Annotated in this window: 22 protein-coding genes; 13 read left to right on the forward strand and 9 right to left on the reverse strand. The window is 57.4% G+C overall.

The window, feature by feature from the left end; all coding sequences use genetic code 11:
• Positions 1 to 153 precede the first annotated feature (153 nt).
• Together RRF56_RS25070 and RRF56_RS25075 are read left to right on the forward strand one after the other, a co-directional pair.
• Entirely contained in the window at positions 154 to 309 is a 156-nt protein-coding gene (locus RRF56_RS25070) for a hypothetical protein (RefSeq protein ID WP_317035880.1), read from the forward strand.
• A complete protein-coding gene (locus RRF56_RS25075) occupies positions 302 to 934 on the forward strand; it encodes a DUF1003 domain-containing protein (protein WP_317035881.1) in 633 nt (210 codons plus the stop codon). The genes RRF56_RS25070 and RRF56_RS25075 overlap by 8 nt, the downstream gene beginning before the upstream one ends.
• Positions 935 to 1,088: 154 nt before the next feature.
• Here the strand turns inward: RRF56_RS25075 and RRF56_RS25080 are convergent, their stop codons facing one another.
• Positions 1,089 to 1,451 carry a response regulator transcription factor gene (locus RRF56_RS25080; protein ID WP_275332542.1) on the reverse strand — a complete coding sequence of 121 codons (363 nt, stop codon included), beginning with the start codon at positions 1,449 to 1,451 and terminating at the stop codon, positions 1,089 to 1,091.
• Positions 1,452 to 1,543: 92 nt separating this feature from the next.
• Entirely contained in the window at positions 1,544 to 2,446 is a 903-nt protein-coding gene (locus RRF56_RS25085; protein WP_317035882.1) for an ABC transporter permease, read from the reverse strand.
• Positions 2,447 to 2,748: 302 nt separating this feature from the next.
• Between RRF56_RS25085 and queG the strand changes: the two genes are divergently transcribed.
• Positions 2,749 to 3,720 (forward strand): tRNA epoxyqueuosine(34) reductase QueG, encoded by a 972-nt coding sequence (gene queG / locus RRF56_RS25090; RefSeq protein ID WP_317035883.1) that lies wholly within the window; start codon positions 2,749 to 2,751, stop codon positions 3,718 to 3,720.
• A gap of 79 nt (positions 3,721 to 3,799) precedes the next feature.
• Entirely contained in the window at positions 3,800 to 4,684 is an 885-nt protein-coding gene (locus RRF56_RS25095) for a tetratricopeptide repeat protein (protein WP_317035884.1), read from the forward strand.
• Between the two features lie 110 nt (positions 4,685 to 4,794).
• On the opposite strand, the gene ppk2 is transcribed toward RRF56_RS25095, so the two are convergent.
• The 6 genes from ppk2 to RRF56_RS25125 form a co-directional block, all read right to left on the reverse strand.
• The gene (ppk2, locus tag RRF56_RS25100; RefSeq protein ID WP_317035885.1) at positions 4,795 to 5,748 is read right to left on the reverse strand and encodes a polyphosphate kinase 2; all 954 of its coding nucleotides are present in this window, start codon (positions 5,746 to 5,748) and stop codon (positions 4,795 to 4,797) included.
• A gap of 217 nt (positions 5,749 to 5,965) precedes the next feature.
• Complete coding sequence (locus RRF56_RS25105; protein ID WP_317035886.1) at positions 5,966 to 7,237, reverse strand: SufS family cysteine desulfurase; 1,272 nt, start codon at positions 7,235 to 7,237, stop codon at positions 5,966 to 5,968.
• Between the two features lie 136 nt (positions 7,238 to 7,373).
• Complete coding sequence (gene sufD / locus RRF56_RS25110) at positions 7,374 to 8,699, reverse strand: Fe-S cluster assembly protein SufD (RefSeq protein ID WP_317035887.1); 1,326 nt, start codon at positions 8,697 to 8,699, stop codon at positions 7,374 to 7,376.
• Entirely contained in the window at positions 8,699 to 9,487 is a 789-nt protein-coding gene (sufC, locus tag RRF56_RS25115; protein WP_317035888.1) for a Fe-S cluster assembly ATPase SufC, read from the reverse strand. Before sufC ends, sufD begins: the two co-directional genes overlap by 1 nt.
• Positions 9,488 to 9,889: 402 nt before the next feature.
• Complete coding sequence (gene sufB / locus RRF56_RS25120; protein ID WP_317035889.1) at positions 9,890 to 11,329, reverse strand: Fe-S cluster assembly protein SufB; 1,440 nt, start codon at positions 11,327 to 11,329, stop codon at positions 9,890 to 9,892.
• 68 nt (positions 11,330 to 11,397) lie between these two features.
• Positions 11,398 to 11,757: a ferredoxin-thioredoxin reductase catalytic domain-containing protein gene (locus RRF56_RS25125; protein WP_317035890.1), complete on the reverse strand. Its 360-nt coding sequence runs from the start codon at positions 11,755 to 11,757 to the stop codon at positions 11,398 to 11,400.
• 207 nt (positions 11,758 to 11,964) lie between these two features.
• On the opposite strand from RRF56_RS25125, the gene sufR reads away from it, so the two are divergent.
• The 7 genes from sufR to RRF56_RS25160 all read left to right on the forward strand — a co-directional run bounded on the left by sufR (position 11,965) and on the right by RRF56_RS25160 (position 18,633).
• Complete coding sequence (gene sufR / locus RRF56_RS25130; RefSeq protein ID WP_317035891.1) at positions 11,965 to 12,624, forward strand: iron-sulfur cluster biosynthesis transcriptional regulator SufR; 660 nt, start codon at positions 11,965 to 11,967, stop codon at positions 12,622 to 12,624.
• A 105-nt stretch (positions 12,625 to 12,729) separates the two neighbouring features.
• Entirely contained in the window at positions 12,730 to 13,590 is an 861-nt protein-coding gene (locus RRF56_RS25135; protein ID WP_317035892.1) for a hypothetical protein, read from the forward strand.
• Positions 13,591 to 13,945: 355 nt separating this feature from the next.
• The gene (locus RRF56_RS25140; protein ID WP_317035893.1) at positions 13,946 to 15,385 is read left to right on the forward strand and encodes a Na+/proline symporter; all 1,440 of its coding nucleotides are present in this window, start codon (positions 13,946 to 13,948) and stop codon (positions 15,383 to 15,385) included.
• 180 nt (positions 15,386 to 15,565) lie between these two features.
• Entirely contained in the window at positions 15,566 to 15,832 is a 267-nt protein-coding gene (locus RRF56_RS25145; RefSeq protein WP_317035894.1) for a hypothetical protein, read from the forward strand.
• 162 nt (positions 15,833 to 15,994) lie between these two features.
• A complete protein-coding gene (locus RRF56_RS25150; RefSeq protein ID WP_317035895.1) occupies positions 15,995 to 16,768 on the forward strand; it encodes a PspA/IM30 family protein in 774 nt (257 codons plus the stop codon).
• Positions 16,769 to 16,862: 94 nt separating this feature from the next.
• The gene (locus RRF56_RS25155) at positions 16,863 to 18,038 is read left to right on the forward strand and encodes an LL-diaminopimelate aminotransferase (protein ID WP_317035896.1); all 1,176 of its coding nucleotides are present in this window, start codon (positions 16,863 to 16,865) and stop codon (positions 18,036 to 18,038) included.
• Between the two features lie 181 nt (positions 18,039 to 18,219).
• Positions 18,220 to 18,633 carry a response regulator gene (locus tag RRF56_RS25160; protein ID WP_317035897.1) on the forward strand — a complete coding sequence of 138 codons (414 nt, stop codon included), beginning with the start codon at positions 18,220 to 18,222 and terminating at the stop codon, positions 18,631 to 18,633.
• Between the two features lie 240 nt (positions 18,634 to 18,873).
• Here RRF56_RS25160 and RRF56_RS25165 read toward each other — a convergent pair whose 3' ends face one another.
• Positions 18,874 to 19,074, reverse strand: coding sequence for a hypothetical protein (locus tag RRF56_RS25165; protein WP_317035898.1), 201 nt, complete (start codon positions 19,072 to 19,074; stop codon positions 18,874 to 18,876).
• Positions 19,075 to 19,377: 303 nt separating this feature from the next.
• On the opposite strand from RRF56_RS25165, the gene uvrC reads away from it, so the two are divergent.
• Both uvrC and RRF56_RS25175 read left to right on the forward strand, forming a co-directional pair.
• Positions 19,378 to 21,276, forward strand: coding sequence for an excinuclease ABC subunit UvrC (gene uvrC / locus RRF56_RS25170; RefSeq protein ID WP_410510694.1), 1,899 nt, complete (start codon positions 19,378 to 19,380; stop codon positions 21,274 to 21,276).
• Between the two features lie 420 nt (positions 21,277 to 21,696).
• On the forward strand, positions 21,697 to 22,167 hold the full coding sequence (locus RRF56_RS25175; RefSeq protein WP_317035900.1) for an ABA4-like family protein: 471 nt from the start codon (positions 21,697 to 21,699) through the stop codon (positions 22,165 to 22,167).
• The last annotated feature ends 193 nt before the right edge of the window (positions 22,168 to 22,360 follow it).

Consider the following 22,360-nt stretch of genomic DNA (forward strand, 5'->3'; position numbering starts at 1 on the left):
GTGACTCGAACAGCGTATCCAGATTTGCCCAATTCCTTAAACCCCCTTGTAGGCAACCCCCACCCTTGGCCCCCAAGGGCAGCGTCCCTCTGCATCTCCCTTCACTCAGTTTCCCCTGGTAAAATACAAGCGACCTATCAAACCCCATTGTCCATGCGCTACAGCATCATGCTGCAACTGGTCGTCGCCACTACTCTGGTATTAACTAGCGCAGCGGCTTTTTTTGCCTGGCTGCAAAATCGTCCCACTGAGATAGAAACAGCCCAGGTGACGGCTACTCACGTCCTTAACCCCCATGTCCATGGCTAGCTCTACTCCGTCAGAGTCGTCTTCTCAAGCGGTTTGGTTTAGACGTCGTTCTCGGCAGCGCATTTTAACCGCTCCTCTACCCGACCCGATCGCCGAAAATATTGAGGCAATTATTGCCATTCACCGCCAAGAAGCCAAGGCTGCCACCGCCGCCGAGCGCATTTTAGAAACGGTGGCCTCATGGTTTAGCCGCCCCACCTTTTTGTACCTGTTGCTGATTGGTCTGGGGCTGTGGTTGGGGGGCGACGGGCTCAACGAAACCGGATGGCTGCCTTTTACCCTACCTACTTTTAGCTGGAGAGAGCAGGGGCTAGATGCGGCGGCGCTGCTAATTTCAACCGGCGTACTGATTCGCCAAAATCGCCAGGAGGGTTTTGCCGAACAGCGTACCCAGCTCATGCTTCAGCTCAATCTGCTGTCTGAGAAAAAAATTGCCAAGATCATCGCCCTGCTCGAGGAACTGCGCCAAGATCTGCCCGACATCGAACAGCGCTATGACCACGAAGCTGCCATCATGCAGATCTCTACCGATCCCCTAGCGGTGCTGGAGGCCCTCAAAGAAAACCTCGAAGAGGAGATCTTAGCCGAGGGAGAGGAGGATCCGCCGAACTCAGTAACGGTTTAGGAAGCAGGGAGAGGAAGCCGGTTGGTAGCCGAGAGCTAGGATTGGGACAGTCCGTGGTCCCGGCTACTATAATAAGACCGTTAGCTGGTGGGCAGTGCCCACCCTACGGCGGTTACAGCCCACCAGTAGACGATCGGTATTGGGGTGAAGACGGCTAACGCAGCAGCTGCTTCACGGTGCTGATCATGTCTGCCGGGCGAAAAGGCTTAGTGATGTAGGCATCGGCTCCCTGTTTCATACCCCAATAACGATCAAATTCTTCCGCCTTGCTAGAACAAATAATGACGGGGATATTTTGGGTGGCAGCGGTGTTTTTAATCCACCGACAGAGTTCGTAGCCGTTCATATTCGGCATGACAATATCAAGCACCACCAGATCCGGGGGCGTTGCCTGAATCATGTCTTGGGCCTCGACGCCATCTTTGGCTTCTACCACGGTTAAACCCGCCTTGAGCAGCAGCCCCGCAATCATTTCTCGCAGGGTTGAGCTGTCATCGACAATTAGCACTGTACTCATACTGATGCCTCGCTGACGGTAAGCAGACCGCCCGTTGCTCCGTAGCTATTATGGACAATTTGGGGAGACTCTAACACTTTTTCACCCCTCTGCTATCGCAATGAGAATTTGCGTACTGCCAGCAGGCTGCCGATCAGCCCTACTAGGGTGCCCAAACCCAATAAAGCCGCAGGCAGCAAGATTAGCTGCTGCGGGGTGAGCCGTAGCCCCTGCACTACAAACTGAATAAAGTCGGCTTGCTGGGTCGCCAACTCGGTTAAAAAGCGTTGAATCGTCAGCAGCAGACCCCAGGCCACGATCGCTCCGGCTAAACCAAAGGCCGCGCCCTGCAAAATAAACGGCAGATAGATCCAGATGCGCGTGGCTCCCACCAACTGCATCACCTCGATCTCGCGTTTACGGGCCAGCACAATCAGGCGGATGGTGGTGGTAATGACGGCGGTGGCGGTGAGAGTCAGAATGGTGATCACAAACAGACTCGTCCACTTTAGCCCTTCGTTGAGTTGGGCCAGGCGGGTGACCGCTTCGTCGATATAGCGCACCTCGTCGATGCCTTCTAGGGCTTGGAGCTGCGCGGCGATCGCCGGTACCGCCTCAGAATCTTTGGCTTTGACCTTGAGTTCATCCACCAGCGGGTTGCCCTTGAGCTGAGTAGTCGCCCCCTCAATCTCAGACAGGCCCAGATCGGTCACCAGCGAAGCCCAGGCCGCCTCTTTGGTGACCGGCGTTACCCCGACCACATCGGGAAAGGCTTCTACTACAGGTTTTAGATCGCTGGCTTGAAAGCCGCTTTCTAGGTAGGCTGACACCTCTAGCTGGCTGCCAAATTGATTGAGCAACCGCTCGAGTTGCCAGGTCGATTGTAGGCTGATGCCAAACAAAAACAGCAGTACGGTAATGGTGCTAATGGCTGCCCAGTTCATCCAGCCGCCGCGCCGTAGCCCCAGCAGGGTCTCGCGCAGCAGGTAGTCGAACTTAGTCAAAAGCTTAAACATAAGCGCCCTTGCCTGGATATGTTGGGCCGATAGTAGCAAATGTGGGGGCTAGCGCCGGACCCAAACGCTAACTATGGCGCTAACTACAGCATGGTACAAGCTATTCGCTGTTTAGGTGCGTGTCAAGGGACGTTCTAGATGAGCCATGCCTGCCCTGGGCCGCTAACTAGGGGCCAGGGCAGCCAACTTTGCCTGAGGCCGAATTCTGAAACCATCCCCGCTCATTCTAGGACAGCAAGGGGTGAGCTAATCTAGGGCTGTGATTGCAGGCGTTGTAACCGAAAGATCTAGAAGGGTTTGCTATGGCTACATTAGGGGCTCAACCGACTCGCCAGGCGGTGATTGCCCAAGCTCAAGCGCTGGGGTTTCATCTGGTGGGCATTGCGGCGGTAGCGGCGGTGCCTACCGCTGCAGAAGGGGCAGCGGTGGGCCATTTGCAAACCTGGCTCAAGCAGGGCTATCAGGCCGATATGGGCTGGATGGACAATCCGCGGCGGCAGGATATTCGCCAGGTGCTGCCGGGGGCGCGATCGCTGATTTGCGTGGCCCTCAACTACTACACCCCCCACGCTCACTCCAGCGACCCCAGCGACGGCAAAATCTCGCGCTACGCCTGGGGCCGCGACTATCACCGGGTCTTACACAAACGCCTTAAGGCTCTGGCTGACTGGCTCACCACCGCTGGAGATGCGGCCATTCAGGTGCGCTACTACGCTGACACCGGCCCCCTGCAAGACAAGGCCTGGGCCCAGCAGGCCGGGCTGGGCTGGGTGGCCAAAAACGGCAATCTCATTACTCGCCAGTATGGCTCCTGGGTGTTTTTAGGCGAGCTCGTCACCACCCTTGAACTGGCCCCTGACCCGCCCCACACGGCCCACTGCGGCACCTGTACCCGCTGCCTGGAGGCTTGCCCTACCGGAGCTATTACCCAGCCCTACGTGGTCGATGCCAACCGCTGTATTGCCTACCACACCATTGAAAATCGGGCCGATATGCTACCTCCAGCGGTGGTGCCTCAGCTGCAAAACTGGGTAGCGGGCTGTGATATTTGTCAGGATGTCTGTCCTTGGAACCAGCGCTTTGCCCAACCGACGACTTTGGAAGAATTTGAACCTTACCCCCAAAATTTGGCCCCAAAATTGGCCGACTTAGCTACCCTGACAGAAGATGAATGGGATAATCGATTTCGGGCTTCGGCTCTGCGGCGGATAAAACCGTCCATGTGGCGGCGTAACGCCCAGGCTGTCCAGCAAAACCACCCTGACTGGCCTTAGCCTGCCCGCAACCAACGTACACGCGCTTATATCGTTCTGATTCATATCTTTACTACTACCCAACTTTAAACCTGCTGCTGTGCTAAAACGTCTCTCTCTCTTGTCGCTATTCACCCTCTGCGGCTTGCTTGGCCCTACTCTCCCGGTTCAGGCCCAGGCTCTGACCCCCTACGTGTTGCCCCTCGACTACGACTTGATGACTGAGCAGGGGCTATTTCTCGCCAATGAAGCCCAGCAACTGGCAGAATTTCAGCAGTTTGGTCGGGCCTTGGCCCTAGCCCAGCTCGCCGCCCAGCTCGCCCCCAACGATGGTCAAGTGCTGGCGCTACTGGGAGGGCTTTACCTACAGAGCAACGATCTTGACAAAGCGCTGCCGCTGCTCAACCGCGCCCGCAACCTGCTGCCTGGCAACGCTCGGGTATTGTTTGCCCTAGGGTCGGCCCACCTCCAGCAAGACAATCCCCGGCTGGCCTCAAGCTACCTAGAACAGGGGCTAAAGCTCGAACCCACTAACCCCAATGCTCTGTTTGATTTGGGCAATGCCTACTTTAAGCTGGGGCAGTATCCAGAGGCGATCGCTAGTTTTGAGCGGTCTGTAGCGGCGGAGCCAAGTTTCTGGCCCTCGGTCAACAACATTGGCCTGGTGTTCTACGAACAGGGCGACGCCCAAAAGGCCGTGGAATATTGGCGGGCCAGTCTTGAGCTAGCGGCCAACGAGCCAGAGCCGAAACTGGCGATCGCCGTTGCCCTCCATGCCCAAGAAAACTGCGGCGTACCCCTCGTAAGAGCCAGCACCGCCGCCTGCCAAGAAGCCCTGCGTCTCGGTGTAGAGGCGCTAGAGCAAGACAGCCGCTACGCGGATCTAGACTTTTTACGTCTCAATCTCTGGGGCGATCGGTTGATTGATTCCACCAACCAGTTCTTTGCGGCCCCTGATATCAAAACGCTGCTGAGCGAACTGTAACCCAGCGTTTACAAACGGGTCAATTCGTAGGGGCAAATGCCATTTGCTCCCTACATTATTTCGGGGGTAGTCAAGTTGGATGTGGTATAAGTCCCTCGATCAATAGCGGCTCAATAGCGTTCAGGCACAAAAAACTGCTCATTGATTGGAGGGCGCACATAGTCAACCGGGGCGCTTTTACGCGGAGACAATTTGAGCGGCTCAGGCGTCATATCCACGTAGTCGATTTTGCTGAGAATGTGGCTGATGCAGTTGAGGCGGGCTCGTTTTTTGTCGTCGGCTTCTACCGTAAACCAGGGTGCTTCAGGAATATTGGTGTGGGCAAACATGGTGTCTTTGGCGTGAGAATATTCTACCCAGCGATCGCGCGATTCTAGATCCATCGGGCTCAGTTTCCAGCGGCGGGCGGGGTCGGTGAGCCGCGATTGAAACCGCCGCTCCTGCTCATCGTCACTGACCGAAAACCAATATTTCAGCAAAATAATCCCCGATCGCACCAGCATGCGCTCAAATTCGGGGCAGGTCTGCATAAATTCTTGATACTGTGCTTCTGTACAAAAGCCCATCACCTTTTCGACGCCAGCCCGGTTATACCAGCTGCGGTCAAAGCAGACAATTTCTCCGGCGGCGGGCAGATGGGCCACATAGCGCTGAAAGTACCACTCGGTCTTTTCGCGATCGCTGGGTGTCCCTAGAGCAACGACCCGACAGCCCCGAGGGTTCAGCGGCTCGGTCAGGCGCTTAATGGTGCCCCCTTTGCCAGCGGCATCTCGCCCTTCAAACAAAATCACAATCCGAGTACCGGTATGCTTTACCCAGTACTGCATTTTGACCAGCTCTACCTGTAGGTGAGCCATTTCCTTGTCGTAGACCTTGCTAGGTAGCTTAGAGCTACCTTCAGACTCAGAGAGGTGATAAAAAGCGGGTTCGTCTTGAGGCTGATGCTTCTTTTTTTTGGCCGCTTTATTTTTGGCTTTCTTCTTACTCTTCTTTTTATCTTTTTTCTTGTCAATGCTAGGGGGTTGCTCAGCCCCAGCCTCTCCCTCAACCTGATGTTCACTCATGTTGATGTCCTAAATTGACCGCTCCATAGCCCCAACTGGAGCTAATCGTTAAGGCAACTTCTAGAAGACTTTTTCCCTAAGGGTGGGCACGGCCCACCCTTAGGTGGCTACGGTCGCTAGATAAAGCGGGGATCTTCTCTCCTAGACATGTCGTAAATACTCTAACCCAAGGGGGCTGTACTCACGGTTCTATTGTCGATCTTAAGGCCAGGTAGTCTTAGTCGTCGTCTTCAAAGACACCTTTAAAGAACTCGATGGTGTCTTTAAGGGCCACGATGAAGCTGTCGATTTCGGCCTTGGTATTGTAGAAATAGAGGCTGGCCCGCGCCGTCGAATCAGTTCCCAACATGCGGTGCAGCGGCTGGGTGCAGTGGTGCCCCGAGCGAATGGCAATACCCGACTGATCGAGCAGCGTAGACAAATCCTGGGCGTGGACGCCGTCGACGGTGAAGGTGGCCAGGGCCGCCCGGCCACTGCCGTCGGCCTGGGGCGCAGGGCCGTAGAGGATCACGTCGGGGATGGTCTGCATTTGCTGGTATAGGTAGGCCGTCAGCTCGTGCTCGTAGGCGGCGATGGTGTCCATTCCGATCGCCGAGAGGTAGTCTACTGCGGCCCCCAGGGCGATCGCCTCTGCGATCGCAGGTGTTCCTGCCTCAAACTTGTGGGGCAGTTCTGCATAGGTGGAGTGGTCTAAGAACACGTCGGCAATCATTTCGCCGCCGCCCATGAAGGGAGGCATAGCTTGCAGCACCTCTAGCTTGCCGTAGAGAAAGCCAATACCCGTCGGCGCACACATCTTGTGGCCCGACGCCACAAACCAGTCGCAGCCCATCGCAGGCAGGTCTAGGGCCATGTGCGGAGCGCTCTGGCAGCCGTCGATCAGCACTTTGGCCCCATGGCGGTGGGCGATCGCGATGATGTCCTCTACCGGGTTAATGCAGCCCAGGGTATTAGAGACATGGTTGACCGCCACCAGGCGAGTTTTGTCGTTCACCAGCCCCCGGTACTGCTCAAGGTTAAACCCCTGATCGGCGGTGAGCTCGACAAATTTGAGCACAGCCCCAGTGCGCTGGGCCACAAACTGCCAGGGCACCAGGTTACTGTGGTGCTCCATTACCGAGAGAATAATTTCGTCGCCAGGCTGAAGGCTGGTCATGCCCCAGGCGTAGGCCACCAGGTTGATCGCCTCGCTGGCGTTACGGGTAAAGACAATTTCGTCACGGCTGCTGGCTTTGACAAACGCTGCGACCTTATCTCTAGCCTGTTCGTAGGCGTCGGTGGCCCGAGCGCTCAGGTTATGCACCCCTCGGTGCACGTTGGCATTGTCGCGTTGGTAGTAGTGCTGTAGTGCCTCTAACACCGCCCTGGGCTTTTGGGAAGTGGCGGCATTGTCGAGGTAGACCAGCGGGTAGCCATTAACTTCCTGATGCAGAATCGGGAAGTCGGCGCGAACCTTGGCGGCGAGGGAGAGTTCCTGGGCGACGGTCATGGTGGGGTGGGGGGTGGATGGGTGGATGAGGGGGGTACACCACTTCCTCTCCTAGGAGGGGTGCCCGTAGGGCGGGGTGGGTTTGCGGGGACTGGGAGAACCCACCCCTACCCCTCCGAGGAGGGGAGGTGGACAATTATGTCCATTGGGTAATGGTTTCGGCAAGGCGCGATCGCAGCGTCTCCACCTCTATTCTCTCTAAAATCTCCATGGCAAAGCCATAGATCAACAATCGCTGGGCGGCGTCGGCGCTAATGCCTCGACTTTGCAGGTAAAAAATCTCGTCGGCTTGGAGCTGGCTAACCGTCGCCCCGTGGGCGCACTTGACGTTGTCGGCGACAATTTCGAGCTGGGGTTTGGTGTCAACCCGTGCCTTGTCGGACAGCAGCAAATTACGGTTGAGCTGACTGGCGCTAGTGCTCTGGGCCTTTTGGGCCACGGCCATGCGCCCGTTAAACACGCTGTGGGCCTGGCCGTCGACAATGGTTTTGTGCTCTTGCTCGACAGTGCCGTAGGGATGGCTGAGGGCCACCAGGCTGTGGGTGTCGGCCTGCTGGGTGGCGGTAATAGCCGCTATGCTATAGAGCCTGGTAGTGGTCTGTTCGCCGGTTTGATAGATTTCCCAGTTGTGGCGGGCCAGCTTAGCGCCAAAGTCTACGGCGGTGCCTACGTACTGGCTGTCGCGGGCCTGGGTGACGACGGTCTTGCCAATGTGGAAGGTGCCTGCACCCTCCCGCTGAATGCGGCTGTGGGTAACCTGAGCGTTGGCGTCAAGCCATAGCTCGGTGACGGCATTGGTGAAGTGGTCGGCGGTAGAATCGCCCCAGAAATCTTCGATCAGGGTGACGGCGCTGCCCGACTCTGCTACCACCAGGCAACGGGGCTGGGCAATGAGCCGATTTTCCCCAGCCTGGGAGACATAGATCACCTGAATCGGCGTCTCAATCACTACATTGCGAGGCAGCCAGACCACCACGGCATCCTGAAATCCGACCGTGTTCAAGGCGGTAAAGACTTCGTGGTTGCCGCTGGCCTGGGCCAAGCGGTCTGCCAACTGAGCCTGAAGCTGGGGATGGGCACGGAGAGAGCCAACCTTAGCATCCGCCGGCAGTTTCTCGAGCTGGGATAGCTCGGTGTGGACTCGACCATTGACGACAACAATCTGCGCCCCAGCGGTTTCAGGCAGGCGCAGATTGGCCAGATCAGATTCAGCGACGGTTGACTCTAGCGCCGACTCAAAGGCTAGTGCCAGCATGGGCGACAGGTCGGTGAAGCGCCAATCTTCTTGCCGGGTGGAGGGGAAGGTCTGCTCGTTGAGGAAGGAAAGGGCGCGATCGCGGATTTCCCCTAACCCCAGATTCTCCGGTACCGCCGCCGACACCCGCTGCACCAGACCCTTCAGGTAGGCATCTTGCTGGTCAGCCACTTTAAGCACGCTCACATCAGACACAGAACTCGCCATTACGCCGTCACCCCTGTGCGAAATTCCTCCAGCACCCACTCGTAGCCACGCGACTCTAGCTGCTTAGCCAGGTCTTTGCCACCGGTCGTGATGATCCGGCCGTCGGCCATCACATGCACATAGTCAGGCACGATATAGTCGAGCAGCCGCTGGTAGTGGGTAATTAACACCACCGCATTGTCGGCGTTGCTAAGCTGGTTGACCCCGCCCGCCACTGTTTTCAGCGCGTCAATATCTAGGCCCGAGTCCGTTTCATCCAAAATGCTCAGCACCGGCTCTAGCAGGGCCATCTGCAAGATCTCGTTGCGCTTTTTCTCGCCGCCCGAAAAGCCCTCATTGACGCTGCGATCGAGGAAAGAGGCGTCCATTTTTACGACGTCCAGCTTTTCTTCAATCAGGTCATCGAAGTCGAATACGTCGATTTCGTCGTCGCCCCGTGCCTTGCGGTGGGCGTTGAAGGCTACCCGCAAAAAGTCGCGGTTGCTGACGCCAGGAATTTCTAGTGGGTACTGGAAGGCGAGAAAAATGCCGGAAGTCGCTCTTTCATGGGGTTCCAGCTCTAGAATGTCCTGCCCCTTGAAGTGAATCTCTCCAGCAGTGACTTCGTAGTCGGGATGGCCCGCCAGCACCTTCGAAAAGGTGCTCTTGCCCGAGCCGTTGAGGCCCATAATGGCGTGAATTTCCCCAGCCCGCACCTCTAGATTGAGGCCCTTGAGAATTTCGGTGCCGTCTACGGTAGCGCGGAGGTCGCGCACCGAGAGAATGATTTCGCTGTTGTCGTTAATCATGGTTCTTTCGTAGGGTGAGCACCGCCCACCATGCTCCTAACTGCGATTAAATCTTGTTTTCTTCTCTGTAGGGTGGGCACTGCCCACCACCCATCTCTGCCTGTTCAAATAGTCTTCTGTTTGCGAATATCTTGTACTTCCAGAATTCGCTGCTTGCCCAACCTCGTCTGTTGAGAAATTTCTCTCACTTTAAAGATTCTCAGTTGGTGGGCAGTGCCCACCCTACCAGGAATTCCGGCTCCTTTCGCACTTGAGGGTTCTGTCTATTTTGCTGTTTCTATTTGCCAAGCAGAGGATTCGTAGGGTGCATAACGCTAAGGCGAGGCTCCGCCAACGCGAAGCAATGCACTGTCCCCGCCAAGCTCACGCGGTGCATTGCTGGCATGAATGCACCCTACGGCATTAACCGACGGTGTTTTCGAGCTTCAGGGCCAGCAGCTTGTCCGCCTCGGCGGCAAACTCCATCGGCAGCTTGTTAAACACATCACGGCAAAAGCCGCTGATGATCATCGACACCGCATCCTCGGGCGAAATCCCCCGCTGGGCAAAGTAAAACAGCTGGTCTTCGCCAATTTTCGAGGTCGAGGCCTCGTGCTCCACCTGGGCGGTGCTATTCTGCACCTGAATGTAGGGGAACGTGTTGGCGCTGGAGGTGTCACCGATCAGCATCGAGTCGCACTGGGAATAGTTGCGCGCTCCGGTCGCCTTTGGCCCAATCTTCACCAGGCCCCGGTAGCTGTTTTTAGATTTAGCCGCCGAAATGCCCTTAGAGATGATGGTGCTGCGGGTATTTTTGCCCACGTGCACCATCTTGGTGCCGGTGTCGGCCTGCTGATGGTTATTGGTCAGTGCCACCGAGTAGAACTCGCCCACCGAGTTGTCGCCCACCAGCACGCAGCTGGGGTACTTCCAGGTGATCGCCGAGCCGGTTTCTACCTGGGTCCAAGAAATCTTGGAGTTTTTGCCGGCGCAGAGACCGCGCTTGGTGACGAAATTGTAGATGCCGCCCTTGCCATTTTCGTCGCCCGCATACCAGTTCTGCACGGTGGAGTAGTTGATGCTGGCGTCATCCATAGCGACCAGTTCCACAATGGCCGCATGGAGCTGGTTGCTGTCGTACATGGGGGCAGTGCAGCCCTCCAGGTAAGTGACCGAACTACCCGATTCCGCTACGATTAGCGTGCGCTCAAACTGGCCAGAGTCGCCATTGTTGATGCGGAAGTAGGTGGACAAATCCATCGGACACTGGGTGTCTTTGGGAATGTACACGAACGACCCGTCGCTAAACACCGCTGAGTTAAGCGCTGCGAAGTAGTTGTCGCCAATGGGAATGACGGTGCCCAGGTACTTCTCGACCAGGTCGGGGTGCTCTTGCAGCGCCTCAGAAATCGAGCAGAAGATCACGCCCGACTCCGCCAGCTTTTCTTTAAAGGTGGTGGCCACCGACACGCTGTCGAAAATCGCGTCTACTGCTACGTTGGCCAACCGCTTTTGCTCAGACAGAGGAATGCCCAGCTTCTCGAACGTGTCCAAAAGCGTAGGATCTACCTCGTCCAGGCTACCCAGCTTTTTGGGCTGAGTTTTGGGGGCCGAGTAGTAAACGATGTTTTGGTAGTCAATGGGCGGGTACTTGACGTTGGGCCAAACGGGTTCTTTCATGGTCAGCCACTTGCGGTAGGCCCGCAGCCGAAACTCCAGCATGAAAGCTGGTTCGTTCTTTTTGGCTGAGATCATGCGCACCACATCCTCGCTGAGGCCGCGAGGAATGACATCGGCCTCAATGTCGGTGGTGAAGCCGTATTTATAGGGCTGGCTAACCAGGGTTTGAACAGAAGCAGTCATGGCGTGACTCGTAGAACGGGCTGCACAGTCAATCGAAGCAAGGGGAGAAGTGGCGGGGCGATAGAAACCTAGAATTTATTGGTTTCGGCCCGAATGGTGTCGAAGGTGATGTCTTGCTGCTCGCCCGCGAAGGGGTTGTCAGGGGTGAGAAACAGCATGCAGTGGCACTCTTTGCGCTCTTGCATGGGGATGCAGGGGCAGTTCCAGTAGATGGTTTTGACTTCAGCCTCTTTGTCTTCGTAGTGGCGACAGGGACATAGGGGCGAGCCAAAATCGTCTTTGTGCTTGGCTAGGCCCTCCAGCACCACCGCCGTCACGCCGGGGTCTGAGCAGAAGTAGGTGCCCGTACGTTTAGCATAGCTCTGGGCAAAGTTGCGCATGAGCTCTAGGTTTTTATCGGTGGCCTGGGTGGTTTTGGTGTCAGTCATTACAAGAGTGGTACGCTACACAGCCAAATAATTTTATACAATTAAAGCAACATTTAAGTTGTCTAACTGATCTTAGACTAGTTTAACAACATAAAGGTTGTCAAAGTAGATTTCTGCCCCGCAGCTCGGGGGTCTCCTTCTCTGGGTGGATATAGTCTACAGAGCAACCTCTGGCCATGTTCTCTATACGTTTTGCGGGCCAACGCCATGACCTCTGTGCAGCAACCCTCTACCTCTACTAAAGACGATATTTTGATGTACCTGCTCAAGCAGGGAGAGGCGACAGCCCACGACCTAGCCGATCAGTTTGAGGTGAGCACCCAGGCCATTCGCCGCCACCTGAAAGATTTGGAGGCAGAGGGACTGATTGAGCATCGAGCGGTGCAGGAGGGGATGGGACGACCCAACCATCTATATCAAATCAGTGCCAAGGGGCGCGATCGCTTTCCTACCAAATACGATGAGTTTGCCCTTTCGCTGCTCGATACCCTGGCCGAAACCGTGGGGCAAGACCAGGTGGGCACCGTGTTGCGTAAACAGTGGGAGCGCAAGGCGCTAGAGTATCGCGATCGGGTGGGTGCGGGCAGCTTGGCGGAGCGGGTGGCGCGACTGGTGCAGATCCGCCAGGTCGAGGGCTATATGTCTGAGTGGCACGAGGTCAACGATGGGGACGTGCGTCAGGCCGGCCCTGGCTACGTGATTACTGAATATAACTGCGCGATTTCCCACATTGCCGAATCGTTTCCCAGCATCTGCGGTCACGAACTGGAGATGTTTCAGGTGGCGCTGGCTGGCTGTACGGTGCAGCGCACCCACTGGCTAGTGAAAGGTGAGCACCGCTGTGGCTATTTGGTGCAGGCGGGATAGCTGCTCTCAGAAAAAAATCAGGCGACGCTGGTAGGGTGTTATCCAAGCAAATTCTCCGGTGGGAGACTGCTGGTAACCCTCTGTTAACGCTTGCGTGCGATCGCCATGACCGTAAACCCTTTAGAGATTGAAATTCCTGCCGAACAAAGTCGTATTGCCCTGGGCGGCGGCCCCTACAGCAACTTTGGTGCCGTAGAAGCCTTCCTGAGTCAAACGGCCACGCTGCCCTACCGCTTTTGCCTGGGCGATATTGGCGGTTTTGGCCCCCTGCCCAACCGCACCTTAGGCCTGCTGAGGGACGCCGAGGTGATCTGCCTCCAGGGCAACTACGACTACGCGATCGGCCACGGGGAGCGCGACTGCGGCTGCGGCTACACCGACCCGCGCGATCAGCGCTTTGCCCAGATCAGCTACGACTACACCTATGCCCACACTGCCGCCGTCCATCGGGAATGGATGAAAACATTGCCCCGCCTGATGCGGTTGCGCTGGCGGGACAGCGCCATTTTGCTGTGCCACGGTAGCCCCGACCAGATGAACGAGTTTGTGTGGGAATCGACCACCGATGACGCTTGGATTGAAAACTGTCTGAAACGCTACGACGTAGACGGCATTTGTGCCACCCACACGGGCATTCCCTGGGTGCGGCAGGTGGCGAGTGGGTTTTGGTGCAATGTGGGGGTGCTGGGTCGGCCCGCCCACGAGGGGCAACCCCATGTATACTTCGCTGAGCTAGAATTCTTGCCTGGATCGACTAGGCCAGTGCCGCGCATTATGCCGTTAGTCTACGACCCTAAACCGGTGGTGACCGCTATGGCTGAGGCGGGTTTGCCCCAAGAGTTTCAGGACTCGCTGCTGAGTGGGGTGTGGACGACCTGTGCGGCGGTGCTGCCGGAGGTGGAGCAGGTGGTAAAGCCTCGTCAAGTCGGGGCATTGCACTGCAATGCCCCGACGGGGTATCGGTGATAAATCACAGAGTTAGGGGGAAAGGCTGTTGTGCAGCAAGCAGCGGTAGCCGTAGCCGTAGGGTGGGGCACTGCTCACCACCCACTAAAAGCTTTCCTAGAAATCACCTGGGCTGTTTTATGGTTGGCAGATTTGTGTTACTGCCGAAGATGGGTGGTGGGCTAGATCTGTTGCTAGGGCCATTTTGCTGGCCCCAGACCCCCTGCTTCGCGCGTCCTTCGGGTTCTGCTCCCTAACAACGCCTCTTTTCAGGGTATTCACCCTTTTTAAGAAGCCGTCGCGTGACCAAAACACCACCCCATTCACCCATTCGCTTTACCTGTAAAGTTTCAAAACACCACCCAAGGGGTTATCTATGGTTGAAAATACGCTCACCTGGGCGCTGCTGGCGGGTTATGGCGGTTTGTTGTTTTACCTGGTGCGCCAGACTACGCCCGATAAAGTGACGCCGCCGGAGTTTTTTGAGGGCCAGTCGAGCACCGGGCAGGCACCGGGGCTGTGGCTGCTGGTGGCCAGTGCGGCCATTTCTTGGATTTTTGCCAAGTCGATCGACAATGCGGCTAGCCTAGGGCAGACCTTTGGGGTGCTGGGGGGCATTGGCTACGCGATCTATTACCTGAGCTTTGTGACGGCGGCGATCGCACTCTATTTCATCCGCACTCGGGGCGGCTTTCGCTCGATTCCAGAGTTTTTGGTCAGCAAGTACGGGCGGGTCTGTTCACGGCTGTTTTTGCTGGCGATCGCCATTCGCCTGCTCAACGAAGTGTGGTCAAATACCAAGGTGTTTTCGCTCTACTTTGGCCCCGAGGGCAGCCCTGGCTACTGGATTGCAGCGGCGGTGGTGACGGCGTTTACGGTCTACTACACCCTGCTGGGAGGTCTGCGCAGCAGCCTGCTCACCGATGGGGCGCAGATGGTGCTGGCCTCTGTGCTGCTGGTGGTGATTTTGGCCACCGTTGGCCCTGGCCTGGTCCGCGAGGGGCTGCCGGTGGTAGATGCCGACACCCGCAGTGGAGCGCTCACCTTCTGCGCCCTGGCTTTTGTGCAAATTTTTAGCTACCCCTTCCACGACCCGGTGATGACCGATCGCGCCTTTATCACCGGGCCGCGCACCATGTTTAAGGGCTTTATCTGGGCGGGGTTGCTCAGCGGCGGGTTTATTTTTCTGTTTAGCAGCGTGGGGCTTTACGCTCGCGCTGTGGGGGCCGAGGGGTCGCCCAGCCTGTCGGTGCCCGCCCTGTTTGGCCTGCCGATGCTGCTGGTGTTTAACGCGATTATGCTGACCAGCGCCGGGTCAACCCTAGACTCGACCTTTTCGAGCACCGCCAAGGTGGGCGCGCGCGACTGGTTTCACCGCAAGGGTGCCCCGACTGAGGGCCAGGCCCGCCTGGGCCGCTGGTGGATCATTGCGATCGCATTGCTCGGCAATGTACCCCTGCTGAGCATCTACATGGGCGATCGCGTTGGCCCCGCGATCATTTTGGCCACCACCATCAGTGGCACCATGGTGATGGGGTTGGCCCCGATCTTTTTGCTGGCGTTTTTGCCCAGGGCTGGGGCGCTCAGCTTTCACCTTGCCTTTTGGCCAGGCATGATTTTCGGTGTGCTGCGGGTGGCCGAAAACGTGATGGGTGCCCCGATCTTTCCCGCCTGGATGAGTCTGGGCACGGGCCGCTACGCGGTGGATTTGGGGGTGAATATCTACGGCCTGCTGCTCTGTACGGCGGGCTATCTACTTGGGGCCTGGCTGGGCAGCTTGGGGGCTAAGCAGACCTCTGAAAAAGAGTTTTCCTAAGGGTGGGCAGTGCCCATCCTACAGCGGTTGACGTCACATTCTGTCTGTACACCCCCCGGTTTGTAGGGACATTGCACTGCAATGTCCCTACGCGGGTATCGGCGATACAGCGGAGGTTTGAGGAGGCGGATTTGGTATGACAGTATAAAGACAGTTGCCCTCTGAGTATCTCGCTCCACCATGCTTGACCAATCGCTTCAGTTTCTCACCCCCGACGAGTCGGCGGAGGTCGACAAGGCGCTGCTGTCGTCCCCGGAGAAGTTTCTCGCCCGGCTGACCATCTCCACCGCCAAGCTGCTGAAGGTGATCGCCGCCGATACCGATACGCCTGTAGATCAGCTGACCGCCGTGCAGATCACCCAGTGGTTTGAGCGCGACGCCAAGCTCAAGCGCGAGCAGGGGGTGAATGCGTCGGTGCTGAAGTGGGATGCGGAGGAGTTGGGGTGATAGGGGGGTAAGTGTCGGGGGGCGGGTGTCAGGTGCCAGGTGTCGGGTGTCAGGTACCCGGAACCCGGAACCCGAAACCCTTCCCTTTCGCCCGATCGCTGCTGACATTCTGTAAACTAGGAAAGACCATCGCACACCACAGATTTAAGGAAGCAGCACGTCATGGGGTTATTTGATCGCGTTAGCCGAGTGGTTCGCTCTAACCTAAATGCAGCGGTGAGTTCGGCAGAGAATCCAGAGAAGATTCTGGATCAGGCCATTATTGACATGCAGGAAGACCTGGTGCAGATGCGTCAGGCAGTGGCGGGGGCGATCGCCAGTCAGAAGCGGGTGCAGCAGCAGTACGAAAAGGCTAGCAGCGAGGCCAATACCTGGCAGCAGCGGGCTCAGCTAGCCCTACAAAAAGGTGACGAAGAGCTGGCCAAGCAGGCGCTGCTGCGCAAGAAAACCCAGGCCGAAACCGCCGTGGCGCTCAAGACCCAGCTCGATGGCCAAAGCACCACTGTAGAGCAGCTCAAGCGCAACCTGATTGGCTTAGAGAGCAAGCTGTCTGAGGCCAAGACCAAAAAAGACATGCTCAAGGCGCGGGCCAGTGCCGCTAAGGCCAACGAGCAACTGCAAAGCACCACCAGCAGCCTCAACACCAGCAGCGCCATGGCCGCCTTTGAGCGCATGGAAGAAAAAGTGCTGCAAATGGAGGCCACCTCCCAGGCGGCGGCAGAGCTGGCCGGGGCCGATCTGGAGAGCCAGTTTGCCTCGCTAGAAGCCGGAGGTGATGTCGATCTGGAACTGGAAGCGATGAAGGCGCAAATGCTGGGCGGCAGCGCCAACCAGGGCCAGCTACCCGCTGCTGAGAGTCCTATTCCCGCCACCGAGTCGACAGAAGTAGACGCCGAACTGGAAGCGCTGCGATCGCAGATCGACCAGCTCGACTAGGCACAACAAAGCGAAGGTTGAGGGCAGGGTGTAGCCCTAGACCTTGTACCTCAAACCTTACCCCAGCGGCAAACCGACCTATCCCTCCAGCCCTATGCAAATTGCCCAGCGAATGAGGCCACTCCAGGCCAATGTGTTTGCCGACATGGATCGAGCTAAGGCCGCTGCTCGGGCCGCCGGTAAGTCCATTGTCGATCTCTCGCTGGGGTCCTCCGATTTGCCGACACCGCCCCATGTCTTGGATGCGATCGCCGCCGCTCTGCCTGACCCGACTACCCACGGTTACTGCCTGTTTTCTGGCACCCACGATTTTCGGGTTGCCGCTGCCCAGTGGTACACCGATAAGTTTGGCGTAGCCGTTGACCCCGAAACCGAGGTGCTGCTGCTGATTGGCTCCCAGGAAGGCACCGCCCACCTGCCCCTGGCGGTGCTCAACCCCGGCGATTTTGCCCTGCTGATGGACCCTGGCTACCCCTCCCATGCCGGAGGGGTCTACCTGGCCAACGGGCAAATCTACCCTATGCCCCTGCACGCCGAAGACGGCTTTTTGCCGCGCTTTGAAGATATTCCGGCGGCGGTGCTAGAGCAGTCGCGGCTGATGGTGCTGAGCTACCCCCACAACCCCACCACCGCCACCGCCTCGCTAGACTTTTGGCAAACAGCTGTGGCCTTTTGTCAGCAGCACAACCTGGTGCTGGCCCACGACTTTCCCTACGTTGATCTGACCTTCACCGGTCAGCCGGCGGTATCGGCTTTGCAGGCTGACCCTAAGAAAACCTGCACCATCGAGTTTTTTACCATGTCGAAGTCGTACAACATGGGCGGCTTTCGGGTGGGCTATGCGATCGGCAACGCCGAGCTAGTTGCCGCCCTGCGCCAGGTCAAGGCCAATGTTGACTTCAACCAGTATCCCGGCATTCAGCGGGGGGCGATCGCAGCACTCACCGGCCCCCAAGATACTGTCCATCACATGATTGACACCTTTCGCCAGCGGCGCGATGCGGCGGTACAGGCGCTAGAGCGCATTGGCTGGGCGGTGCCTATGCCTGCCGCCACCATGTATATCTGGGCTAAGCTGCCCGAGCCTTGGGGCGATCGCTCTAAAGAATTTTGTCTGAGCCTGGTAGAGCAGACCGGAGTCGCCCTGGCCCCCGGCATTGGCTTTGGCAAAGCGGGAGAAGGCTACGTGCGGATAGCGCTGGTGCACCCACCAGCGGTGCTAGAACAAGCGATCGCCAGCATTGCTGAATTCTTGCCAAGCGGTCTCTAAGCAACGTGTAAAGCACCCACTAAGATAGGGGTAATCGAACTTAGGGATTGGATAAGTTTTTCTGGCCGCTGGTTTAGGCTAGGTTACGTCATCCATTTAGGATCCGGGGTGCAACGTATTGAGTTGCCAGAGCCATCTAAGGCCCTGGCTGTTCCCGTCCTCAGATCAGGATCTAAGGGAAATGGTGACATCTCCGTCTAGCACTGCTGATGGACGGTTTCGTATTGTCGTTGTAGAAGACGATACGGCTAACCGTTTATTTTTTGCCGACTATCTCAGCTACTCTGGGTTTTGGGTGCTGGCCATTCCCCACGGCCTCGATCTTGAGCAACATCTCAAAGAATTTCAGCCCCATCTGCTGCTGCTCGATTTGGGCCTGCCCGAAATTGATGGCTATACCTTACTCAAACGGCTGCGATCGTCGGCCCGCTGGCAAGACCTGCCTGTAATCATTGTGTCGGGCTACGCCTTTGCCGACGACCAGCACCGTGCCATGGCCCTTGGAGCACAAAAATACCTGGTCAAGCCAGTGCCTCTGCACCAGCTCACCCAGGCGATCTATAGCCTTCTGCCCCACCCCGCCCGCGGTGACTAATCCCAAACCGAAATCCCATGACCCCGATTCTATAGCCATAGTCACCTATGGTTAGGACATCCAGAAACCTAAGAACGTTCAAACGTTCTTAGAGGGAAATGTCTCGACCCAAAAGGACCAATGCGATCGAGCCTGCGGCTGGGCTATGCCGACGCCTCTACGGTTGAGCCGGTTAGGCATCGGGGGCAGATGGTTCGGATTTAGACAGCCGCTGATAGACGGCTGCGTGAACAATCTAGGCTAGGGCAGGCTGCCTCCGCCAGAATCAGATCGCTGTTCTACTAAAAACTGCTCAACCTCTCGACTCAGGCTTTGGATGGCATCGCCAATATCAGCAATGGTGTGCTCAAGCTGCGACGATACCGCCATTGCCGACTGTAGCCGGTTCAGAATCTCTCTAACTTGCTCTCGATAGCGCACTTCAAACTCTTCAGGATCCATATAAGGAAAATCTTGTGATGACAATAATCAGGATGTAACTATAAATACATGTCAGTCGCTGCAATTTCAGAAGAAAATCAAAAAAATACGGAACTTTAAGGCTTAAGTCGTAACTTTATCCGACGGTGCAAGGTATCAATTGATGTTGTGAATTAGGGGCAATCACGGTGATCTGCAAGAGTGTCTGGGGTTATCCCAGCCGAGCATGCTTCAATTGGCTCGGGAAACCCGGTGGGCGAACCGAATCTACCGCGATGGATTTACCGTTATCCTGATCAGTACAAAGGTTTAGACGCGCTGCCTGTGAGTTCTACGGTTCAGCCCCCCACCCTGGTCAATGACCCCGATCGCCTAGAGGCTCGGCTCAAAGAGATCCCCAGAGAGCCGGGGGTCTACTTTATGCGAGACAGCCGCGACCAGATTCTCTACATTGGCAAGTCAAAATGTCTACGCACGCGGGTGCGGTCCTACTTTCGCGACTTCCACGGCCACATGCCGCGCATTGCCATGATGGTGATGCAAATTGTCGAAATCGAGTTTATCGTCACCGACACCGAAGCTGAGGCCCTGGCCCTAGAGGCCAATTTAATTAAACAAAATCAGCCCCACTTCAACGTGTTGTTGAAGGATGACAAGAAATACCCCTACCTCTGTGTCACCTGGTCAGAAGACTACCCCCGCATTTTTATCACTCGCAAGCGGCGCAAGAGCCTCAAAGATCGCTACTACGGCCCCTACGTTGATGTGGGTCTGCTGCGCAGCACTCTGCATTTAGTCAAGCGCATCTTTCCCCTGCGCCAGCGGCCCCAGCCCGTGCACCGCGATCGCCCCTGTCTCAACTACGACATTGGCCGCTGCCCTGGCGTCTGCCAGCAGCTGATCTCCCCAGAGGACTACCACAAGACCCTTCAGCGCGTCGTCATGGTGTTTCAGGGCCGTACCACCGAGCTGGTGGATATTCTCACTGCCCAAATGGAACGGGCCGCCGAAGACCTCAAGTTTGAGCTGGCCGCCCGTCTGCGTGATCAGATTCGCGGGTTAGAGCGACTGTGCGCCGACCAAAAGGTAGCGCTGCCCGACGATACCGTGTCTCGGGATGCGATCGCCCTAGCCGCCGACGAGAAACATGCCTGTGTGCAGATCTTTCAGGTGCGGGCGGGTCGTCTGGTGGGCCGTCTGGGCTTCACCGCCGATGCCGAGTCGGGCACGCCCGGCGAAATTTTGCAGCGGGTGCTCGAAGACCACTACCAAACCGTCGATTCCGTCGAAATTCCCTCGGTAATTTTGGCCCAGCATGAGCTGCCTGAAGGCGACATCCTGGCGCAGTATTTGGGGCAGCGCCGCAGTCGCAAGGTCTCCATCGAGGTGCCCCAGCGCCAGACCAAGGCCGACCTGATCGACATGGTGGAGCGCAACGCCCAGTACGAGCTGGCCCGCACCCAAGCTGCCGCCGATCGCAACATTCAGGCCCTGCAAGACCTGGCGGTGGTCCTTGACCTGCCCGATTTGCCCAAGCGCATCGAGGGCTACGACATCTCCCACATCCAGGGCTCCGATGCCGTTGCCTCTCAGGTGGTGTTTGTTGACGGTATGCCCGCCAAGCAGCACTACCGCCACTACAAGATTAAAAATCCTGAGGTGAAGCCCGGCCACTCCGACGACTTTGCCAGCATGGCCGAGGTGATTCGCCGCCGCTTTCGTCGCTACGCTACCGACCCCACCAAGCCGCGCCTAGGCAATCCCGACTGGCCCGACCTGGTGATGATCGACGGCGGCAAAGGCCAGCTCTCGGCGGTGGTCGAAGTGCTGAGAGAACTCAACCTGCTCCAAGAGATCAACGTCGTTAGTTTGGCCAAAAAGCGCGAGGAAATCTTTCTCCCCGGCGAATCGATCCCGCTGCCCACCGAAGCCGACCAGCCCGGCGTGCAGCTGCTGCGCCGCCTGCGCGACGAGGCCCACCGCTTCGCCATCAGCTTCCACCGAAAGAAGCGAACGGACCGGATGCGGCGATCGCGCCTTTCCGAAATCCCCGGACTGGGCCAGCACCGCCAGAAAGAATTGCTAGCGGCGTTTCGCTCCATCGACTATATCCGCGAAGCCAGCCCCGAGCAGCTCGCTACTGTGCCCGGCATTGGCCCCCAGCTGGCCCAGCAGATTTACGAGTACTTCCACCCCCAGGCGGAGGAGGTGCTGGATGGGTAGGTGGGTGGATGGGTGGATGGGTGGATGGGTAGGTGGGTGGATGGGTAGGCGGGTAGGCGGGTAGGTGGGTGATGGTAAAGGTGGCTGTAACCGCAGGGTCGAATGTTGCCCACAGCCCCATTTGCAGAACAAGGGTTTAAACCGATGGTCAGCTACTTCTTTCCGTTGGGTCCAGGGCGGCGGCACGGCCCTGGTCGAGGGGGCCTGGGGACAATCGAAATATCCCCAGCGGCGGATCTGGCTTTGTCCCAGGGTCCAATGCCCTGAGCCCGAGCCTGGTGGGCATTGCCCACCCTACCCATAGCTGCCCTGAGCTTGAGCTGGTGAGCAGTAGCTCAAGGGGTTGGTGCATTGCTGCGCTAATGTACCTTACGAGAACTGTTTACACTTGGTAAAGTCCCCTAAATCAATACTCCCCCTATGACCGTCGATGCCAACCTGCTAGAGCTGCTGTTTAGCGGTGCCAACCTCTTCGTGTTGCCCTTTTGGACGCTGATGGTGCTGGTGCCCAACACCAAACTTACCCGCACCGTCATGGGCTCGCTGCTGCCCTTTGCTGCCCTGGCTGGGCTGTACCTGTTTCTCTTCGTTACCAGCTTCGGCAATGTCGACGGCATCGAAGCCCTCTCTGACCCCAATCTCAGCCTGGGCGACCTGGCGGCGATCTTTGCCCAGCCCCATGTCACCGCCACCGGCTGGGTACACTTTTTGGCGTTTGACCTGTTTGTGGGGCGCTGGATCTACTGGCAGGGCCAGGAGCGGGGCGTCTTCACCCGCCATTCCCTCGCTCTATGCCTGTTTGCCGGCCCTCTAGGGTTGCTCTCGCACCTGGTGACCGATGCCCTGTGGCAGCGGTTTGCGAAGGGGAGGGTGGAGGAGGTGGTGGGGTGAAGGGGTGAAGGGGTGAGGGGGTGAGGGGGTGAAGGCGTGAGGGGTAAAGGATGAAGGCGTGAAGGTCATAGCTGACTGCATCCACCCGCCTACCCATCCACCCATCCACTCATCTACCCTTCACCCATCCACTCATCTACCCTTCACCCCCTCACTCCCCACCCCTTCACTCCCCACCCATCCACCCCACCCC

The organism is Nodosilinea sp. E11 (assembly GCF_032813545.1).
GTDB lineage: Bacteria > Cyanobacteriota > Cyanobacteriia > Phormidesmidales > Phormidesmidaceae > Nodosilinea.

Bases quoted from the DNA above. Each gene is read 5' to 3' on its own strand.
- RRF56_RS25070 (WP_317035880.1), top strand. From the start codon at position 154: ATGCGCTACAGCATCATGCTGCAACTGGTCGTCGCCACTACTCTGGTA.
- RRF56_RS25075 (WP_317035881.1), top strand. From the start codon at position 302: ATGGCTAGCTCTACTCCGTCAGAGTCGTCTTCTCAAGCGGTTTGGTTT.
- RRF56_RS25080 (WP_275332542.1), bottom strand. From the start codon at position 1,451: ATGAGTACAGTGCTAATTGTCGATGACAGCTCAACCCTGCGAGAAATG.
- RRF56_RS25085 (WP_317035882.1), bottom strand. From the start codon at position 2,446: ATGTTTAAGCTTTTGACTAAGTTCGACTACCTGCTGCGCGAGACCCTG.
- queG (WP_317035883.1), top strand. From the start codon at position 2,749: ATGGCTACATTAGGGGCTCAACCGACTCGCCAGGCGGTGATTGCCCAA.
- ppk2 (WP_317035885.1), bottom strand. From the start codon at position 5,748: ATGAGTGAACATCAGGTTGAGGGAGAGGCTGGGGCTGAGCAACCCCCT.
- RRF56_RS25105 (WP_317035886.1), bottom strand. From the start codon at position 7,237: ATGACCGTCGCCCAGGAACTCTCCCTCGCCGCCAAGGTTCGCGCCGAC.
- sufD (WP_317035887.1), bottom strand. From the start codon at position 8,699: ATGGCGAGTTCTGTGTCTGATGTGAGCGTGCTTAAAGTGGCTGACCAG.
- sufC (WP_317035888.1), bottom strand. From the start codon at position 9,487: ATGATTAACGACAACAGCGAAATCATTCTCTCGGTGCGCGACCTCCGC.
- sufB (WP_317035889.1), bottom strand. From the start codon at position 11,329: ATGACTGCTTCTGTTCAAACCCTGGTTAGCCAGCCCTATAAATACGGC.
- RRF56_RS25125 (WP_317035890.1), bottom strand. From the start codon at position 11,757: ATGACTGACACCAAAACCACCCAGGCCACCGATAAAAACCTAGAGCTC.
- sufR (WP_317035891.1), top strand. From the start codon at position 11,965: ATGACCTCTGTGCAGCAACCCTCTACCTCTACTAAAGACGATATTTTG.
- RRF56_RS25135 (WP_317035892.1), top strand. From the start codon at position 12,730: ATGACCGTAAACCCTTTAGAGATTGAAATTCCTGCCGAACAAAGTCGT.
- RRF56_RS25140 (WP_317035893.1), top strand. From the start codon at position 13,946: ATGGTTGAAAATACGCTCACCTGGGCGCTGCTGGCGGGTTATGGCGGT.
- RRF56_RS25145 (WP_317035894.1), top strand. From the start codon at position 15,566: ATGCTTGACCAATCGCTTCAGTTTCTCACCCCCGACGAGTCGGCGGAG.
- RRF56_RS25150 (WP_317035895.1), top strand. From the start codon at position 15,995: ATGGGGTTATTTGATCGCGTTAGCCGAGTGGTTCGCTCTAACCTAAAT.
- RRF56_RS25155 (WP_317035896.1), top strand. From the start codon at position 16,863: ATGCAAATTGCCCAGCGAATGAGGCCACTCCAGGCCAATGTGTTTGCC.
- RRF56_RS25160 (WP_317035897.1), top strand. From the start codon at position 18,220: ATGGTGACATCTCCGTCTAGCACTGCTGATGGACGGTTTCGTATTGTC.
- RRF56_RS25165 (WP_317035898.1), bottom strand. From the start codon at position 19,074: ATGGATCCTGAAGAGTTTGAAGTGCGCTATCGAGAGCAAGTTAGAGAG.
- RRF56_RS25175 (WP_317035900.1), top strand. From the start codon at position 21,697: ATGACCGTCGATGCCAACCTGCTAGAGCTGCTGTTTAGCGGTGCCAAC.